General features: G+C 65.5%; 16 protein-coding genes and 4 pseudogenes. 10 read left to right on the top strand and 10 right to left on the bottom strand.

Going from position 1 to position 16,509, the window contains the following annotated elements:
• Window positions 1-297 (top strand): annotated as a pseudogene (locus HNE04_RS22150) (integrase core domain-containing protein); the annotation flags it as partial.
• A gap of 517 nt (window positions 298-814) precedes the next feature.
• Here HNE04_RS22150 and HNE04_RS22145 read toward each other — a convergent pair.
• The gene (locus tag HNE04_RS22145) at window positions 815-1,177 is read right to left on the bottom strand and encodes a ferredoxin reductase domain-containing protein (protein ID WP_172224114.1); all 363 of its coding nucleotides are present in this window, start codon (window positions 1,175-1,177) and stop codon (window positions 815-817) included.
• 455 nt (window positions 1,178-1,632) lie between these two features.
• On the opposite strand from HNE04_RS22145, the gene HNE04_RS22140 reads away from it, so the two are divergent.
• From HNE04_RS22140 to HNE04_RS22125, 4 genes are all read left to right on the top strand, one after another.
• Window positions 1,633-2,106 (top strand): LysR substrate-binding domain-containing protein, encoded by a 474-nt coding sequence (locus HNE04_RS22140; RefSeq protein ID WP_172224152.1) that lies wholly within the window; start codon window positions 1,633-1,635, stop codon window positions 2,104-2,106.
• Between the two features lie 259 nt (window positions 2,107-2,365).
• A complete protein-coding gene (locus HNE04_RS22135; RefSeq protein ID WP_172224111.1) occupies window positions 2,366-3,343 on the top strand; it encodes a Bug family tripartite tricarboxylate transporter substrate binding protein in 978 nt (325 codons plus the stop codon).
• Window positions 3,344-3,360: 17 nt separating this feature from the next.
• A complete protein-coding gene (locus tag HNE04_RS22130) occupies window positions 3,361-4,284 on the top strand; it encodes a dihydrodipicolinate synthase family protein (protein WP_172224108.1) in 924 nt (307 codons plus the stop codon).
• Window positions 4,285-4,307: 23 nt separating this feature from the next.
• Window positions 4,308-5,396, top strand: a complete 1,089-nt coding sequence (locus HNE04_RS22125) for a glycoside hydrolase family 88/105 protein (protein WP_172224105.1) — start codon at window positions 4,308-4,310, stop codon at window positions 5,394-5,396.
• Here the strand turns inward: HNE04_RS22125 and HNE04_RS22120 are convergent.
• From HNE04_RS22120 to HNE04_RS22105, 3 genes and pseudogenes are all read right to left on the bottom strand, one after another.
• The gene (locus tag HNE04_RS22120; RefSeq protein ID WP_172224102.1) at window positions 5,393-6,319 is read right to left on the bottom strand and encodes a LysR substrate-binding domain-containing protein; all 927 of its coding nucleotides are present in this window, start codon (window positions 6,317-6,319) and stop codon (window positions 5,393-5,395) included. The two genes, HNE04_RS22125 and HNE04_RS22120, sit on opposite strands and share 4 nt — an antisense overlap.
• On the bottom strand, window positions 6,316-6,696 hold the full coding sequence (locus HNE04_RS28585; protein WP_172224099.1) for a tripartite tricarboxylate transporter substrate-binding protein: 381 nt from the start codon (window positions 6,694-6,696) through the stop codon (window positions 6,316-6,318). Before HNE04_RS28585 ends, HNE04_RS22120 begins: the two co-directional genes overlap by 4 nt.
• Window positions 6,693-7,315: pseudogene (locus HNE04_RS22105) on the bottom strand (Bug family tripartite tricarboxylate transporter substrate binding protein). Before HNE04_RS22105 ends, HNE04_RS28585 begins: the two are co-directional and overlap by 4 nt.
• Before the next feature lie 465 nt (window positions 7,316-7,780).
• On the opposite strand from HNE04_RS22105, the pseudogene HNE04_RS22100 reads away from it, so the two are divergent.
• The 4 genes and pseudogenes from HNE04_RS22100 to HNE04_RS22085 form a co-directional block, all read left to right on the top strand.
• A pseudogene (locus tag HNE04_RS22100) lies at window positions 7,781-8,306 on the top strand (oligopeptide/dipeptide ABC transporter ATP-binding protein); the annotation flags it as partial.
• Window positions 8,307-8,316: 10 nt separating this feature from the next.
• On the top strand, window positions 8,317-8,691 hold the full coding sequence (locus HNE04_RS22095) for a RidA family protein (protein ID WP_172224094.1): 375 nt from the start codon (window positions 8,317-8,319) through the stop codon (window positions 8,689-8,691).
• Window positions 8,688-9,275 (top strand): amidohydrolase family protein, encoded by a 588-nt coding sequence (locus tag HNE04_RS22090; protein ID WP_172224091.1) that lies wholly within the window; start codon window positions 8,688-8,690, stop codon window positions 9,273-9,275. The genes HNE04_RS22095 and HNE04_RS22090 overlap by 4 nt, the downstream gene beginning before the upstream one ends.
• Window positions 9,272-9,976 carry a nitrilase-related carbon-nitrogen hydrolase gene (locus tag HNE04_RS22085; RefSeq protein ID WP_235965291.1) on the top strand — a complete coding sequence of 235 codons (705 nt, stop codon included), beginning with the start codon at window positions 9,272-9,274 and terminating at the stop codon, window positions 9,974-9,976. The genes HNE04_RS22090 and HNE04_RS22085 overlap by 4 nt, the downstream gene beginning before the upstream one ends.
• Before the next feature lie 6 nt (window positions 9,977-9,982).
• Here HNE04_RS22085 and HNE04_RS22080 read toward each other — a convergent pair.
• The 5 genes and pseudogenes from HNE04_RS22080 to HNE04_RS22060 form a co-directional block, all read right to left on the bottom strand.
• Window positions 9,983-10,609: pseudogene (locus tag HNE04_RS22080) on the bottom strand (hydantoinase/oxoprolinase N-terminal domain-containing protein); the annotation flags it as partial.
• A gap of 84 nt (window positions 10,610-10,693) precedes the next feature.
• Entirely contained in the window at window positions 10,694-11,518 is an 825-nt protein-coding gene (locus tag HNE04_RS22075) for a putative hydro-lyase (RefSeq protein WP_172224088.1), read from the bottom strand.
• A gap of 76 nt (window positions 11,519-11,594) precedes the next feature.
• A complete protein-coding gene (locus HNE04_RS22070) occupies window positions 11,595-12,617 on the bottom strand; it encodes a dipeptidase (RefSeq protein WP_172224085.1) in 1,023 nt (340 codons plus the stop codon).
• A complete protein-coding gene (locus HNE04_RS22065; protein WP_172224082.1) occupies window positions 12,617-13,660 on the bottom strand; it encodes a Bug family tripartite tricarboxylate transporter substrate binding protein in 1,044 nt (347 codons plus the stop codon). Before HNE04_RS22065 ends, HNE04_RS22070 begins: the two co-directional genes overlap by 1 nt.
• A 164-nt stretch (window positions 13,661-13,824) precedes the next feature.
• Window positions 13,825-14,331 carry an FAD-dependent oxidoreductase gene (locus tag HNE04_RS22060; protein ID WP_235965290.1) on the bottom strand — a complete coding sequence of 169 codons (507 nt, stop codon included), beginning with the start codon at window positions 14,329-14,331 and terminating at the stop codon, window positions 13,825-13,827.
• Between the two features lie 29 nt (window positions 14,332-14,360).
• On the opposite strand from HNE04_RS22060, the gene HNE04_RS22055 reads away from it, so the two are divergent.
• Complete coding sequence (locus HNE04_RS22055; RefSeq protein WP_172224079.1) at window positions 14,361-14,549, top strand: hypothetical protein; 189 nt, start codon at window positions 14,361-14,363, stop codon at window positions 14,547-14,549.
• Between the two features lie 528 nt (window positions 14,550-15,077).
• On the opposite strand, the gene HNE04_RS22050 is transcribed toward HNE04_RS22055, so the two are convergent.
• Window positions 15,078-16,376: a tetratricopeptide repeat protein gene (locus HNE04_RS22050; RefSeq protein WP_172224076.1), complete on the bottom strand. Its 1,299-nt coding sequence runs from the start codon at window positions 16,374-16,376 to the stop codon at window positions 15,078-15,080.
• Window positions 16,377-16,509: the final 133 nt, after the last annotated feature.

Below are 16,509 nucleotides of genomic sequence, written 5' to 3'. Positions count from 1 at the left end.
TTGACGGACAACGGCAGCGCCTACCGCTCCAGGCTGTTTGCCAAGACCTGCCAGGCCCTGGGCATCAAGCACACCTTCACCAGGCCGTATAGACCGCAGACCAACGGCAAGGCCGAACGGTTCATCCAGACCTGCCTTCGTGAATGGGCCTACGGGCGCACCTGGAGCAACAGCGCTGAACGCACTGGCTGGTTGCCCGCGTTCCTGGCCTACTACAACGCCCGCAGGCCCCACTCGGCCCTGGGCTATAAGCCTCCAGCTTCCCGTCTCGGCGGGAACAACCTATTGCAACTCAACAAGCGGGTTGCCGGAGCAGGTTATGAATTCACGGGCAAATACCCGCGGCAGCGCGTTTCGAACATTCTCGATCAACTTGTCGAGGCTGGTACCGTCGCGAGAACCGAAACGGGTCGCGGTCGCTCTCCGCATATCTACACGGTAGTTTGAGGGCGCGCGTGGACTTAGGAACGCAGTGCGCTGCGAGTGAACTGGGTGATCATCGCGGCCACTTCGCGTTGCCGCAGAATTGAGACAGCGAGCGACGGACACACAGCCGTCCTTCCGGATCCTGGCGTGATGTCGTCGGGAAAAACACTTTTCCACGAGCTATGTTCAAGCGCCTTTCGAAACCACATTACCGTGCTTGTCGGCGAATGCGAACCTTGCATCGAGACGCCGAGGCCTCACAACCGCGTTTCACCCGATCTCAAGCTAACTCGGTGGGGTTGCCTTTTGATAAGGTCGTGTAAGCCGCATAAATAAAATGCCAAAGGTTAGAAGGACTCCGTTTCCTTACGGCATCCCAAACTGAATTTCACCCAAGCTGACGGATTCGCGCGAGCGCCTGAGATGGTGACGAGTCGGATTGCATCTTTGCGCTTCGCGCGTCGAGCTGCTGCTCCAGCGGATTATCGTCGAAGTGGAAGCGGACCGCGTCATTGAACGATGAGATTCGGATGCGTTTCAAAAAGGCCGTCCGGTCGGGCGAGCGCGTGCAATAGTGGAGTTCGAAGGGCTCGCGCAACGCGGCCAGTCGCTCCGCCATGCACAGGATCGGCGTGATCCCGATGCCCCCGCGAACAGGATGGTTCGGCGCGCTCGTGCGCGAGTGGGGGGAAGTGGTTGCGCGGCGCACTGATCGTGAGCACGCGTCCCCTTCGTTCACGAGTTCGTGCATGACTTGGGAGCCGCCGCGCGTGCGAGGGTCCTTCAACACACCGATCAGGTACCCGTGGGTCTCGGCAGCGTCGTTACACGGCGAATACTGGCGAGTGAGCCCATTGGGCAGTTGCACGTCGATGTGCGATCCGGGGTAGTCGTACTTTCGGTGCGGATTGATACGGCTGCTAGGGAAATTCCTCGAAAAATCAATGACTTGCAGAAGCGCAACGGTTGGATAACTCGATCTCTTCTAAGCCCTTGATATCAAAGAGCTTTTGTGGTCGAAGCGCACCTTTCTCCGTCGAATGTACGACTACCCCTGCCAGCGCAGCATCGAGGTGCACCGGCTGCAGCTCCACTTGCCGCCGCTGCGCGTACTGCACGGGAGGAGCGGCGCCAATACCGCCCGGGCACTGGCAGCCTCTCGCCGCCCTGCCGGAGCGGCTGCAGCGCGGCTAACTCGATTTCGGCCTGCTGCCCTGCGTCAGCCCACCTTCGGACGTCGCCTCCGATCTGCTGTACGACGATGACTATGTGTCGGTCATCCGGCGCGACCATCCGGGCATCGTCACGGGTGTGAGCGTGGCAGACTTCTGCGCCGCGCCGCAGGTGTTCCTGGGCTATTGCCGTTCTGCGCTGGATGACCTCATTGATCAGGTGCTGGGGCGGGCGGGCCGCCGGCGCCAGGCGCAGGTTGCGGTCACCAGCTTCGCGCAGATGGCGGAACTGCTGCGGCGCACCGATCACCTCGCTGTGTTTCCTGCACGCGTGGCGTCGCGATACCAGGACTCGCTCGCGGCCCACCCGCTGCCCTTCGAGCTGCCCCGGTACGGCATGTACCTGTGCTGGAACCATCGTGCTGGCGACGACCCGGGGATCCAGTGGCTGAGGGACCGAATTGTGGCACTCGCTTGCCCCCGCACCATGATCAGTTTCGATGAATGAGCGGACCACTTCGGGCCCGTTCAGGCTTCCGTTGCACCAGAAGCCGGCTGCATGATCCTTGTGTCCGGGGTAACCTGTGACCATCGGCTGCATTCATCGATGCGCCGCTACGCGCACTGCGAGCCGGTAGACCCACTAGACGCCCGAGTTCAGGCTCGCCCATGCCCCGCCCATGTCAGCCACGCATGGCTGAATTGCCATCCGGACCGTATCGGCATGGCGTGCTTGCCGCGACACTCGCGGCAAAAGGAGACAAGCCATGCGATTTTCCAGCGGCCGCAGGACGGCCATCTTGAGCATCGGCGCGGCGCTCGCCTCGATCGGCGGCCTGGCGTCGGCGCAAGCTTACCCGGCCAAGCCGATCAGGATCCTCGTCGGATTTGCGCCCGGCGGTTCCACCGACATTGTGGCGCGCCTGATCGCGCAGGAGCTGAACACGGACTTGGGCCGGCCGGTCGTCGTGGAGAACAAAGCGGGCGCCGGTGGCCGGATCGCCGCCGAGGCCGTGGCCGCAGCGTCACCCGATGGCTACACCCTCCTCCTCGGCACGGCAGGCACCGTGGTGCAGATCGCGACCGGGGAGAAAGCCTCCTTCGATCTCATGAAGGACCTGACACCGATCGCGCTGCTGGCCGAGAACCCGCACGTGCTCGTGGTCCATCCCTCGGTGCCGGCCAGGACGGTGCAGGAGTTCGCGGCACTGGCCAGGAGCAAGGGCGACATGGCATATGCATCGGCCGGCGAATACACCTCGCTGCACGTCGCTGGCGCCTTGTTCGGGTCGGTGGCCAACGCGAAACTGCTCCACGTCCCCTACAAGAGCGGCGCGGCCGCGCTGGCGGATCTCTTGAGCGGGCGCATCCCGATGATGTTCAACGACCTGCCCACAATCCTGTCGCAGGTTAAGAGCGGCGGCCTGCGCGCGCTCGCCGTGACAGGCCCGCAGCGCTCGCAGCTGCTGCCTGACGCGCCGACGATGGCGGAGGGCGGCTTCGGCACGGTAGACACCAGTTCGTGGTTCGGCCTGATGGCGCCGGCGGGAGCGCCCGCCACGGCCGTCGACCTGCTGAACAACCGAATCAACGCCATCCTGCAGAAGGAGGCGGTGAAGGCCCGCTTCACGGACCTGGGCCTCACGCCCACCGGCGGCACGCCGGCGCAGTACGCGGCCTTCCTGCGCGGCAACCTCGACTTCTGGAAGCGTGCTGTCGCCCTCACTGGCGCCCGACTTCAATAACCACCACAGGACACCCCATGCCCCCCATTCCGTTCACCGCCGACCAGATTCGCGGCATCGTGCCGCCCCTCGTCACACCCTTCGACGCGGACGAAGAGATCGACCGAGCCGCGCTGCGCCAGCAGGTGCGCTACATGCTCGAGCAAGGTGTTCATGGCTTCGTTGCGGGCGGCAGCACTGGCGAAGGATTCACCTTCTCGCGCGAAGACCTGTGCCGCGTCGTGGCCGTGGCCGCGGAGGAAGCGAACGGGCGCGTGCCGCTGATCCCCGGAATCATCGTGAACAGCACGCGCGAAGCGATTGCCCGCGCAAAGCTCGTGGCGGAGTTCAGCCCTTCCGCACTGCAGGTCACCCCGGCGCACTACATCTTCAAGACCGACGACGATTCGATGGTCCGCCACTTCCGCGAGATCCACGACGCCGTCGGCACCCCGCTTCTGATCTACAACGTGATCCCGTGGAACTACCTCTCGCCGGCACTGCTCCAGCGGATCATGCGGGAGGTGCCGGGCGTCATCGGCGTCAAGCAGAGCGCGGGCGACCTCAAGTTGCTGGCCGACCTGATCGCCGACGCGCAGCCGGGAAAGCGCATCCTGTCCGGCATCGATTCCCTGCTGTACCCGGCGTTCGCGCTCGGCGTGCACGGCGTGATCTCGCAGCTGCTGGCTGCTGTGCCGGGCGCCGCGGTCAGGCTGTGGGACCTGGTCCAAGCCGGCAACCACGTTGCCGCACGGCAGCTCCATGAGGACCTGCTGCGGCTGTGGAACGCAATCTATTCGGACAACCGTGTCGCCGTCACGAAGTTCGCGCTTTCGCTGCAAGGCGTGCCCGTCGGGCGGCCGCGCGGGCCGCTGCTGCAGCCGACCGCAGCGCAACAGGCAGCCGTGCGCCGGACGATTGCGCCGCTGCTGCCGGCCGGACAGCTCGCGCTGGCCGCCTGACCCGATTGCAAGGAAGTTTTCTCATGAATGACAGGAATGTGGCACTGGCGGTGCTGGCGGAATCCGACACGGCCGACTGGAAGCGGATCACGGCCCGCGTTGCCGACTACACGATGGGCCTCAACAACAAGGCGTTCAAGAACTGGGAATTCGCCACCGTGATCAACGGCCTGATCGCGCTGGGCGAACCCCGCCAGTTCGCGGCTGCCAGGCGCATCGTGGATCTCGGCGTCGCCCTGCAGAACAGCGAAGGCCAGCTGGCCTTCGGCCTCAACATCGTGCAGGGCGATCCCGGCAACGCGGTCGAACGCTGGACCGGCGCGAAGACGATTACCGGCACGCTGCATTCCTCTTCCTACGGCCCTGGCACGCTCTTCTTCCATCGCCACAGCGGCGACCCCAGGTACATCGAGGCAGCGCGGCGGCAATACGAGTACGTGAAGACGGTGCGGCGCACCCGCGACGGCGCCTTCGTCCATCGGGAAGAGACCACCGAGTTGTGGGTCGACACCGTGTACTTCACTGCGCCGTTCCTCGCCCAGTACGGTGCCGTCACGGGGAATGCAGATCCGGCGGACGAAGCCGTGCGCCAGGTGCGGCTCCACGCGGAGCGGCTGTGCGATTCGCGTACCGGCCTGTTTCGCCACATCTGGTGCGAGACACCCGATAGCTTTCCGCAGAGCACCTTCTGGGCGCGCGGCCAAGGCTGGATTACCGCCAGCCTGGTGGACGTGTACGAGGCGCTGCCGCAAGGTCACGCCGGGCGCGCGGAGATGGCAGCGCTGTTCGAACGCATGCTGGCCGGCCTGGTCCCGCTGCAGGACGCCAGCGGTTTCTGGCACAACGTGGTGGACGACCCGCGCGCGGCTCTGGAGTCCTCCGGCACTTCGCTGTTTGCGTACTCCATCCGTAAGGCGCTGGATCTCAGGATGATTTCGGGCGAGGGCTATGCGGCAGCCGCCCGGCGCGGTTTCAAAGCGGTCCTGCAGGCCGTCCAGGACGACGGCGCCGTCGGCATGACGAGCCTGCCGCCGGGGGGGCCCAATGCACGCTTCGGCAGCGCGCCGTATGGCCAGGGCGCCTTCCTGCTGGCCGCCAGCCGCTTCGTCTAGCGCCGGCGCGCCGGAGTCCCGACCGCGGGCAGCGGCATCTTTTCCACCAGCTGGCGAATGATGCGGGCGACCTCGCGCGCACCGAGCGTCAGGGGATGCTGCCGCGTCGTGCTCAGCGCGAGCGCCCGGTCGATCGCCGGTGCCACGATGCGCGCGGCCTGCAGCTCGCGCTGCGCGATTTCCCGGTGGACCGCCTGCATTGCGAGCACAGTGTAGGCCGCTCCGTCGGCGACGACGTCCTTCTGCACGGTCAGCGAGTCCGCCTCCAACGCGATCTGCAGCACGATCTTCTTGCGCTGTGCCAGTTGCTCCAAGATCGCCCGCAGGCCGCTGCGCGCGCCGGGCAGCACCAGCGGAATCTGGTGCAGCTTCACGAACGGCACCGTGTCCAGAGCCGTCAACGCATCGCCGGCCGGACCGACCAGGTGCATCGAGACCTGCCGCAAGAGGGTGGCATCCTCCCGGCTCACGCCGGAAGCGCGGAACAGGATGGCCATGTCGACACTTCCGTTGGCGACCCACTCCGCCAGCTGCCCGCCCGAGCCCTCGTCGATCCGCAGCCGGATGGCCGGATAGCGCTGACGGACCTCCTGAAAGAGCTGCGTGACCAGCGGATGCGACATCGAAGGCAGGATGCCGACCCTGACGTCGCCGCCGGGCAGGCCCGCGGTACCGCGAATCTCCTCGGCGAGCTGGTCCGCTTCCAGAACGAGGGCACGAATACGCGGCACGAGGCGTTCGCCTAGTTCCGTCAGCGTGACGCCGCGCCCGGTACGGTGGAACAAGGCGCCGCCGATGTCCCTTTCGAAGGCGCTGATCGAGCGGCTGATGACCGACTGCTGCGTGTCCAGCATGACGGCGGTGCGCGACAGGCTGCCCGACGCCGCCACTTGCAGAAAGACGCGCGCCTTTTCGATGTTCATGCGCCAAGTGTAGTGCGGCGCGCGCGGGCTTCGCCGCTACGAATCATTTCGGCAGGATCCCCGCGTGCTTGGCGACCTGGCTCCACTTGGTGATCTCGGGGGCAAGAAAGGCGTCGCACTGTGCTCCGGTGAGCTGCCGACCGGCGCCAAGCCCTGCCGTCCAACCTTTTACGGAACTCGGGCTGGCTCATGATCTGCACGAGCTCCTCCTTCAGGCCCTTGACGATCGCGCGTGGCGTGGCGGCCGGCACGAACATCGCGGTCCTGACGATCGAGTGGAATTCCGGCAGTCCGGCCTCGGCGACGGGGGGCACGTCGGGCATGAAGCTCGATCGATCGTCGCCGATCGCCAGGGCGCGCTGCTTGCCCGACCTCACGTAGGGCGCAACCGAAGCGCCTTCATCTTGCCCGCCTGGATGTGGTTGCGCGCCGTGGCCGGGTTGGCCCAGGCGATGTCCAGTGTTTCGCCGAACAGGTCGTTGTGCGCGGCCGCTTCAGCCTTGTAGGCGGCGTGGATCAGGTTGGCGCCGCTCTGGCGCTGCAGCAGCTCGCCGAACCGTTGCCCCAGGTGCCGTACGTGATGCCCTTGGGCTGCTTCTTAGCGAACGCGACGAACTCCTTCAGGTTGTTGTACGGCGCGTTGGCGCGCGCCACCAGCACCGGCCCGCCCGTGCCCAGCATGGGCAGCGGCGCGAAGTCCCTCACCGGGTCATAAGGCAGCTTGGCCTGCAGGATGGCATTGTTGATGTGCGTGAGCGGCAGCGTGAACATGACGGTGTAGCCATCGGCTGGTGCCTTGGCCACTGCGTCGGCGGCGATGATGCCGCTGGCGCCAGGCTTCGGTTCCACCACTATCGGCTGCGACGAGCGCTGGTGCAGTTTCTCGCCGTAGATGCGGGCGATGGTGTCGATCGGGCCGCCGCGCGTGCCGAACGGGATGACGCGCACCGGGCGCGAAGGGAAGCTTTCCGCGCGGACCGGGAGGGCCGCGGCCATGGCGGCGGCGCCGAGGGTCAGCAGGACCGCGCGGCGGTCCCCCACGGCCTCATGGAGGCAGGTCATGCGTTGTCTCCGGAAATCAAGTCTGGGAAGCCGGCTACGATATTCCGATCCTTGATCTCGATCAAAGCGAAACTTTGGATATGAGATATGGCGGGCGTTGATATCCGCAGCCTCGACATTGCGATGCTGCGAACCTTTGACGCCCTGCTCACCGAGCGCAGCGTGTCGAGGGCGGCGGCCCGCCTGTTCCTGACAGCTGGTCGCTCAAGCGCCTGCGGGAGGTTTTCGGCGACCCACTGTTCACTCGCTCCGCGCATGACGTGGTCCCCACGGCGCGGGCGCTGGCCTCGCCCCGCATGTCGAGGCCGTGCTCGCGGAGGTGGGGCGGCTGCTGACGGCCGGCCAGGGGTGAGCGTACTTTCGGTGCAGAAAGATACGGAAGCGCGAAAAGACCCTTTTGACGCGGCGGCGCGCTACCCGCACGAGTTTTCAGGCGGGCAGCGCCAGCGGATCGTGGTCGCCCGCGCGCTCGCGCTGAAGCCCAAGCTGATAATTTGCGACGAACCGGTGTCGGCCCTGGACGTGTCGGTGCAGGCCCAGGTCATCAACCTGCTGCGCGACCTCCAGCGCGACATGGGTCTGGCGTATGTGTTCATCTCGCACGACCTCTCGGTGGTGCGCTATATCAGCCACCGCGTGGCCGGCATGTACCTGGGGCACATCGTGGAGACGGGACCGCGCGAAGCGGTGTTCAGTTCTCCGACCCACCCCTACACCCGTGCGCTGCTGTCCGCCGTTCCCGAACTCGGCAAGCGTCACAAAACCATCCAGGTGCTCAAAGGAGAAATCCCGAGCCCATGTCGCCGCCTTCAGGCTGCACCTTCCGCACTCGCTGTCCCATGGCGCAGCCGATCTGCGCCGAACAGGCGCCCCGCCGGTGAAAACGGTCGGAGCGGGCCATGAGGCCGCATGCCATTTTGTTTAAGGAGTCATCCATGTCCGAGATCAAGCGCTACACAAGCAGCCTTCCCTTCCCCTTCTCGCGCGCAGTGTGCGCCGGCGGTTTCCTGTTTCTGTCGGGCCAGATTCCGATGGACAAGGATGGCCAGGTCGTGAAAGGCGACATCGGCGTACAGACCCGCGCCGTGATGGATCGCATCGGCGAAACCCTGGAAATGGCCGGCGCCGGATTCAACGATATCGTGCGCGCGACGGTGTGGCTCTCCGATTTTTCCCAGTTCGCCGGCTTCAACGACGTCTACAAGACCTATTTCAAGGACGGCTTTCCCACGCGTGCCACGGTCGAGGCCAAGCTCGCGTTCGACGTCCGTGTCGAGATCGAAGTGCAGGCATGGGTGGGCAACCAATGAGCGGCGAAACCTTCGACCTGATCCTGTCCGGCGGTGACGTCATCGACGGCACCAACCGGCCCGCCGTGCGCGCCGACGTCGGCGTGCGGGGCGAGCGCATCGTCGCCGTCGGCGAACTCTCGGGCGCGACGGCGAGGGAGCGCCGCGACGTCAGCGGCTGCATCGTCGCGCCGGGCTTCATCGACTCGCATACCCATGACGACACGCTGTTGCTGCGCAAACGCGAGATGGCGCCGAAGGTGTCCCAAGGCGTGACCACGGTGGTGACGGGCAACTGCGGCATCAGCCTGGCGCCGCTGAACATCGACGGCCGGATGCCGCCTGCCCCGCTGACGCTGCTCGACACCGGAGGCGACTTCCGCTTCAACTCCTTCGGCGCCTACATCGACGCGCTGCGGGCAACGCCGCCCGCGGTCCTGGTGGTCTTCCGCGCGGACGAAGTGGCCGATGCGGCCGACTTCGACCATCCGACCGAAATATCCAAAGGCATCGAGGCTGTGTTCGTCAACGGACAGCCGGTGTGGGACAACAATGCGCCGACCCAGAACTATCCGGGCCAAGTGTTGAAGAGGGAGGTGGCATGAAAAAACGAATGGTGCATCTGGCGGTCGCGCAAATGGGGCCGGTCCAGCGCGGCGATTCGCGCGCGCAAGTGGTCGAGAGGCTGAAGGCGATGCTGCAGGAAGCGCATCGGCGCGGCGCGCGCTGGGTGGTGTTTCCGGAACTGGCACTGACCACGTTCTTCCCGCGCTGGGATTTGAAAGACCAGGCGGAGATCGATTCGTTCTACGAATCGAGCATGCCGAACGCGACCACGGCGTCGCTGTTTGTCATGGCCATGCAACTCGGGGTGGGCTTTTACCTGGGCTACGCGGAGATCGTCGGCGGCCGCCATTTCAACACCAGCATCCTGGTGGCGCCTGACGGCAACGTCACCGGTAAATACCGCAAGATCCATATTCCGGGCGACGCCCAGGCGCAGGACAACGCGCCGATCCAGCATCTGGAGAAGAAATATTTCGAGGTCGGCGACCTCGGCTTCCCCGTGTGGCAGACGGAGCAGGCGAAGATCGGCATGTGCATCTGCAACGACCGGCGTTGGCCGGAGACGTGGCGGACGATGGGGCTGCAGGGCATCGAAATCGGGATGGTCGGCTACAACACGCCGTCGGCCTACGTCCAGTGGGACGAGCCGATCCACCTGCGCATGCACCATCACCTGCTGTCGCTGCAGGCCTCTTCAATTTCGCGCGACACCGCAGGCCTGAGCACTATGGCCTGCTGACCCAGCGAACCGGCTCCGGGGGGTTTCGTGGGAGGTGCTGATCTGGGTGAAGCCGATCTGCCAGGCGATTGCCTTCGCCGCCGCTTCGTGCGCGGTGTAGCGGTAGCCGTGCATGAAGACGATGGCAACACTGCGCAGGCCGTGGGTGTAGGACTCCTGCAGCGCCTGCCGCAGGTGGCCTTCGTCCAGCGCCTGGATCACCTCGCCTTGCGCGCCGACGCGTTCCTGGGCCTCGATCACCTCGCTGTAGAGCAGTTCGGGCAGCGCGATGTTGCGGTCGAACAACCGCGGCCGGTTCTGGTAGGCGATCCGCACCCCGTCCCGGAAGCCGCGGGTGGTGACCAGCAGGGTCGGCTCGCCCTTGCGTTCCAGCAAGGCGTTGGTGGCGACCGTGGTGCCCATCTTGACGCAGTCCACCTGCTGCGGCGTGATCGGTTGGTCCGCCTGCAGTCCCAGCAGGTGGCGGATGCCGGCGACGGCGGCGTCGCGGTACTGCTCGGGGTTCTCCGACAGCAGCTTGTGGGTGGCCAGGCTGCCGTCCGGGCGGCGGCCGACGACGTCCGTGAAGGTGCCGCCGCGGTCGATCCAGAACTGCCAGCGCTTCGGTTCGCGGGAGAGGCTGCCGTGAGTCATAGGGAATGGTAGGCCAAGTCGAATTGAACAGGATGGCTCGGCGGTAGCGGTCCGCGTGCCGGCTGGCGTGAAGACGGTACCTCGTCAGAAGCTGGCGAGATGGTTGTTCTTCAAATCCGTGATCAGCATCGAACCGGGAGCGTGGGTGATGCAGAACTCCGGCCGCGCGCGCGCGATCGCTGCCTGGGGCGTCACGCCACAGGCCCAGAAGACCGGGACCTCGTCGGGCTCGATGCGCACCGGATCGCCGTAGTCGGGGCGTCCCAGGTCCGTGATGCCGATCAGCGATGGATCGCCGATGTGTACCGGTGCTCCGTGCACGTTCGGGAAGCGGGAAGTCACCTGGATGGCGCGAATCGCGTCCGCCGCGCGCAGCGGACGCATCGAGACCACCATGGGCCCCTCGAAGATGCCCGCGCGCCTGGTTTCAATGTTGGTTTGGTACATCGACACGTTATGACCTTCGCTCATGTGGCGCAGGGCGATGCCCGCCTGGAGCAGCGCCTGTTCGAAGGAAAAGGAGCAACCCAGGACGAAGGTGACCAGGTCGTCGCGCCAAAGCGCCCGGATATCCACTGGCGTGTCCACCAGTTCACCATGCCGCCAGTGGCGGTACCGGGGTACGTCGGTACGAATGTCCACGTCCCGGCCCAGCGTCGGCAGGCGTGGATCGCCGACCTCGGAAACCGCCAGCAACGGACACGGCTTGGGATTGCGCTGGCAGTAGCGCAGGAAGTCGCCGGCCAGGGCCTGCGGAAGGATCACCACGTTGCCCTGCACGTTGTCATCGGCGAGTCCGCTGGTGTGCGAGGTCCACCGGGCTTCGCGGATATATTGCCGCACCAGCGCCGCATTTGCGAGACCCTCTCGGCCAAACACGGACTGCGCCAGCGCTGAACTTTCAGTCATGCCTCCGACTCCTCGATCTTATTCATGAAGCTGGCGCCTTCGGCAGCAAGTGCGAAACGTATTTCTGCGACAGGAACTAGCGCCCCTGCGCACCCAAGATCTGATCGAACACCCGCAACCAGTTTCCTCCGAGGATTTTGATGGCCTCGACCTGCGAGAAGCCGCCCTCGCGCAGCGCTGGCAGCAAGGCGGGCAGCTTGTCGGGCGTTTCGATGCCAGCGGGGTAGTACCAAGGCGGTTTGGGATAGGTGTCGGGCGACCAGTCGCCTGCCGCAATGAAGCGCTGGTAGAAGAGTTCCGCGGTCGCCGGATTGCCTAGCGGATGTTGGTCCTGAAAATTGTCCAGCCCGAGACCCACGTGGTCGATGCCGACCAGGTCGGCAAGGTACTTCAGATGCTCGATGTAGCGGGCCACGGTGGGCCGAGTTTCGGGACCGAGGAATGCCGGAAAGCCCGACACCCCGATCACGCCGCCATTGCCGGCAATCGCCACGAGTTGTTCGTCGGGCAGATTCCGCCTGGATCTGTGCAGGGCACGCGGGTTGCCATGGCTGATGATCACGGGTGAGCGCGAGGTGCGAATCGCGTCCAGGGTCGTCTGCACACCCGTGTGCGCGCAGTCAACCACCATGTTCAGTTCGTTTAGCTTTCGCACGCATGAAATGCCGAAGGCGCTCAGTCCCGCGTTGGACGCCTCTTCACTGCCGTCGCCCACGCGGTTGCGCACGTTATAGCAAAGCTCCACGATGCGCAGGCCCAGCGCCCAGTACACCTCGAGCAACTCCACGTTGCGTCCGAGCGGATCCGCGCCCTGGATGTGCAGCAGCAGCCCAAGCCGCCCCGAACTCTTGGCAAGGCGGAAATCTTCCGGCGTGCGCACCAGCATCAGCTCCTTGCGTTCGCGCAGGGCCCGATGCACCGTCGCAAAGGCCGGCAGCGTCTGCTCGGGCCCCTGCGAGCCCCCGACCGTGGGCGTGCAGACCGTGATGCCGCCCTCGAGGTACCTGTGAAGATGCTCGGGGTAAGCGGCCAGCGGGCTGGTCGCGTCGACGATGATCGCGTCGCAGTAGGCTTGCTCCTTGGCTGTTGCGGCGCCCATCAGCGGTCGATCTGCGCGCCCGATGCCTTCACCACCCGGCCCCAACGCTCCATTTCATCGGCCAGGAACCGGCTGAACTGCGCGGGCGGTCTGCCGTCGATGCCGTCGTAGCCGACGGCCAGCAACTTGGCGCGGGTGTCCGGCTCGTTCATGACGGCGGCAATCCCCGTGTAGAGCTTGTCGATGATGTCCTTCTTGCCGCCGGCGCGTACGACCAGGCCGTGCCAGGTGGCCGCGCTCACGTCCTTGAGCCCGAGCTCGCGGAAGGTCGGCACATCAGGGATGGTCGGCCAACGCTGGTCGCCGCCCACCGCATAGATGCGTGCCTTGCCCGTGCGCAGCAGTTCGGCGGCTACGACGGGATTGTTGAAGCCCAGGTCGACGTGCCCGCCGAAGAGTGCATTGGTGGCGGGCGTCGCGCCCTGAAAAGGCACGTAGGTGAGATTCATCCTGGCCTCGAGCCGCAGCATTTCGCCGAGCATGTGGGCAGTGCTGCCGATGCCCCAGGTGCCCAGCGAGAACGGATCCTTGCGGGTGCGGGAAGCCGCCAGCAGTTCGGTCATCGAGGTCGGCGCCAGGTTGGGCGCGCCCATCAGGACCAGCGGCAACTTCCCAATCAGCGTCAGGGCATCGAAGTCCTTCAGGGGATGGTAGCCCAGGCGCTTGTAGAGGCTTGGGTTGACGGCGAAGTTGTCGACATACACCATCATCATGGTGTAGCCATCGGGCGGGGTGCGCGCAGCGTACTCGCCGCCGATGATGCCGTTGGCGCCCGGGCGATTGTCGACGACGACGGGCTGGCCCAGCCGCTGCGACAAGCGCTCGGCGATGATCCGGCCCGCAGTGTCTGTGCCGGAGCCAGGCGCAAACGCATGGATCAGATGGATGGGCTTGTCGGGGTAGCCCGCGGCGTGGGCCGGGGACACAGCACCGAAGGTGCCCAGAACGCCCGAGCCCGCCAGCATCGCTGCGGCGCGCAGTGCGTCGCGCCGCCCGTGCTCCGGCCTGGAAGCCGAGTTGGTCTTGATGACAGAAAGCTTCATGAACGATTCCTGGTGAGCCGCGGCCGTCGAGAGGCGATCGACCGGCGATGGGTTGGAGCGGGATTTTTCGTAAGCGCGGAATAATTCTAACCGAGAAAGATTATTTCGTAAAGGAAAACTACTTGCCGATAGTGTCGAGCCGTTCGAGATCGAGGCGCTCGGGGTCAGCGCTGCCGGCTCGGGGACAGGCTCTCCTCGGTGAGGCCCAGGTCGCGCAATTCGGAAGGGAGTTGGTCGTCATTGATCAAGCCCGCGACCGCCATCGAGATGCCAGGCGAGGTCTGGATGCCTGCGCCGCCCTGGCCCGCAAGCCAGAAGAACCCGTCGGACTCGGAGTCGAAGCCGGCCACCAAGCCATGGTCGGCCACGAAGCTGCGCAGCCCCGCCCACTGCGAGGCGAGACGGCGAATCCGGAGTGTGGTCGCCTGCTCAATGCGATCGGCAACAACCGCCACGTCGTATTCGTCCGGCTGCGCATCGCAAGGCGGCGAGAGTGTTTCGTCGGCCGGAGAGGCGAACACCTTGCCCGCGTCGGGCTTGAAATACCATTGTTCATCGATATCGGCCAGAAGCGGCCCTGCGGTGAAAAAAAGACATCTGGGGTGGTGGCGAGTGAACCGTTTTGTCGAGGAATGCAACTCACGGGCAGGCCAGAACATCAGGCTGGTCAACCTCCACCAACTTTCCGAAGGAGTTCGCTATGCCCACTTCCCTCCGCACCCTGCCTTCCGCCCTGAAAGATCGTTGTGTCTACGCCGAGTCCAGTAAGGTCCTGCTGCCCGATGACTTCGAGGTGGACGTGTTCGACGACTCGTCCGAGCGCGACACGCTCTACATCCTGGTTTGCGACGTCCGCCCCGGTTCCTGGGTTGATCAGTTCAGCGAATGATCCTGCTCTCGGCCCAACGGCAACTTCGTCCCAGATCGGCATCAGGCCTAGCTTGCGGAGCGGTGCCACTTCTTTAAGCAGCTGCCAGAAATATTTGGCGCCACGCTCCGCGCGACGAGTGCATGCAGCGTGAGCTCGTCGCGTTTCATCAGCGCTCACGCTACCCCGTTCGTCCGCTCAGCCAGAACTGCTGCGCGCCAATGGCAGAACGAAGCTGGCCAATACGCAACGTGAACCGAATCTCCGCAGATGGCAACTCATTGTCAGACCAGCCACCCCAGGACTGGGTGGGGGTAGTCAATAGCAGGAGAACGACGATGGCGAACTACCGGATCGGGCGCGTGGCCCTTCATCTAATGTGCATCCTGCGCGGCAGCGACTTCCGGATGCACATGGCGGGCGTGGTGCGGGAACTGCAGCGAACATGAGTCCGCCGCAGGCTTTTGTAGGCCGGCTTGGTCCGGGCGCTCAGTCCGCGTCACCCGCGCCGCCGTTTACTGGTGCAAGCCCACGGTCTTGCCTCCGCGTTCAGTGCTGCGCCGCTGAGCTGATCCCATGCGGCCGATGGGCTGCACGGGCAATCAACGCGCTGGCCTCTTCCGGCCGATCGGCCTTGATGTAAGCGGCGGCCAGTGTGAGACTGACCAGGTCACGCTGGGCGCGGCTGCCTCCAATGCGAACAGTCTGCGGCAACGCCTGCTCCAGACAACGGATGGCACCGTTCCAGTCGCCGGACGCATAGGCTGCAAAGCCGTTGGCGATCCAGATCACTACCTCGCCGGGCGGGTAGCGGCCGGCGGCAATGCGCTGGCGGATTTCGCCGAGCAGCCGCTCCAGCGTGGGCGTGTCGCCATCGGCCACGCAAGCCAGCAGACTGTGCACATCCGCATAGGCCACCCCCGCTTTGGGGAACGAGCGCGACGCATGGTCGTGCACTTGGCGCCACATCAGTGCGGACCGGGGCTCGCCGGCCAGCTCGGCGCGCCACAGGAACGAGGCCGCATCGGTCACGACATTGAGCGGCGGGCCCCAGGCACCGCCGGGATGCACGCCCGTGCGATAAGCCTCCCAGGCGCGCTCGCGCCGGCCCGTCGCCAGCGCTGCGAGCGCCACATGCCAAGACAGGTGGCAATGCATCAGACTGCGCTTATCGAGCCGCGGCATCCAGCCCTCCAGGTACTCGAGCGCCGCGTCCGATTCGCCGCGCTCATACATCACATGGATTCGGAAATGCGCCGCATGGGCATCGTGCCGTGGAGTCTGCGCAAGGCTTCGCTCGATCAACGTCCAGGCCAGGTCCAGACGCCCGGTTTCGCAGGCCGCGAACGAGTGGACCGACTCGAACCACCAGTCCTGCCCGTACGCCGGCGCCAGCGCGTCCAGCAGTTGGTACAGCTGGTCTTCGCGCGCCGGGTCGCCGCTGAAGCCGTACAGGCCGAACACGCTGGTGGCCGGCGCCAGCACCATCGCATCGCGCGGCCAGCTGCGCAGGTGCACCAGCATGGCTTGCATCGCCTGCGCAGGCTTGCCCTCCAGTGCGAGGCAGATGACGTCCGTGTGACTTTGCTCGCGCGGCGTGGCGTGCGCAGCCAGCTCGCGCGCCCGGATCACGGATTCGCGCGCCGCAGCGAAGTCTGCGTCGAGGAACAGGCCGCGTGCGAGCGCAACATGGGCCAGCGCGAAAGAGGGGTCGAACGCGATGGCCTGTGCCAGAAGCTCCCGGTAGCCAGCCACGCCCGACAGCACGCAGTCCACCCCCGCCACGTAGGCATCGCGTGCAGCCGTCGAGGTAGTCGACAGTGGCAATCCGTAGCGATCTTCCAGCATGATTCGCTCCTTTCGGCAAGCGGCACGCCGTGTCCCTGTTGCGACCCCCCTTGCGAGGCGTCACGTAGTTCGCGCCTGCAGTGAACAACACTAGCAGTCGCATGGTTCGCGGTCAAGAACGCAGGGCTTGAGA

Source organism: Caenimonas soli, from assembly GCF_013155545.1.
GTDB classification, from domain to species: domain Bacteria; phylum Pseudomonadota; class Gammaproteobacteria; order Burkholderiales; family Burkholderiaceae_C; genus Ramlibacter; species Ramlibacter soli.
Note: the sequence above shows the minus strand (reverse complement) of the source record. Positions and strands in the feature narration are given on the sequence as shown.

Bases quoted from the DNA above. Each gene is read 5' to 3' on its own strand.
- HNE04_RS22095 (WP_172224094.1), top strand. From the start codon at position 8,317: ATGTCCGAGATCAAGCGCTACACAAGCAGCCTTCCCTTCCCCTTCTCG.
- HNE04_RS22075 (WP_172224088.1), bottom strand. From the start codon at position 11,518: ATGACTGAAAGTTCAGCGCTGGCGCAGTCCGTGTTTGGCCGAGAGGGT.
- HNE04_RS22050 (WP_172224076.1), bottom strand. From the start codon at position 16,376: ATGCTGGAAGATCGCTACGGATTGCCACTGTCGACTACCTCGACGGCT.
- HNE04_RS22085 (WP_235965291.1), top strand. From the start codon at position 9,272: ATGAAAAAACGAATGGTGCATCTGGCGGTCGCGCAAATGGGGCCGGTC.
- HNE04_RS22120 (WP_172224102.1), bottom strand. From the start codon at position 6,319: ATGAACATCGAAAAGGCGCGCGTCTTTCTGCAAGTGGCGGCGTCGGGC.
- HNE04_RS22130 (WP_172224108.1), top strand. From the start codon at position 3,361: ATGCCCCCCATTCCGTTCACCGCCGACCAGATTCGCGGCATCGTGCCG.
- HNE04_RS22135 (WP_172224111.1), top strand. From the start codon at position 2,366: ATGCGATTTTCCAGCGGCCGCAGGACGGCCATCTTGAGCATCGGCGCG.
- HNE04_RS22145 (WP_172224114.1), bottom strand. From the start codon at position 1,177: ATGCACGAACTCGTGAACGAAGGGGACGCGTGCTCACGATCAGTGCGC.
- HNE04_RS22070 (WP_172224085.1), bottom strand. From the start codon at position 12,617: ATGGGCGCCGCAACAGCCAAGGAGCAAGCCTACTGCGACGCGATCATC.
- HNE04_RS22090 (WP_172224091.1), top strand. From the start codon at position 8,688: ATGAGCGGCGAAACCTTCGACCTGATCCTGTCCGGCGGTGACGTCATC.
- HNE04_RS22055 (WP_172224079.1), top strand. From the start codon at position 14,361: ATGCCCACTTCCCTCCGCACCCTGCCTTCCGCCCTGAAAGATCGTTGT.
- HNE04_RS22125 (WP_172224105.1), top strand. From the start codon at position 4,308: ATGAATGACAGGAATGTGGCACTGGCGGTGCTGGCGGAATCCGACACG.
- HNE04_RS22065 (WP_172224082.1), bottom strand. From the start codon at position 13,660: ATGAAGCTTTCTGTCATCAAGACCAACTCGGCTTCCAGGCCGGAGCAC.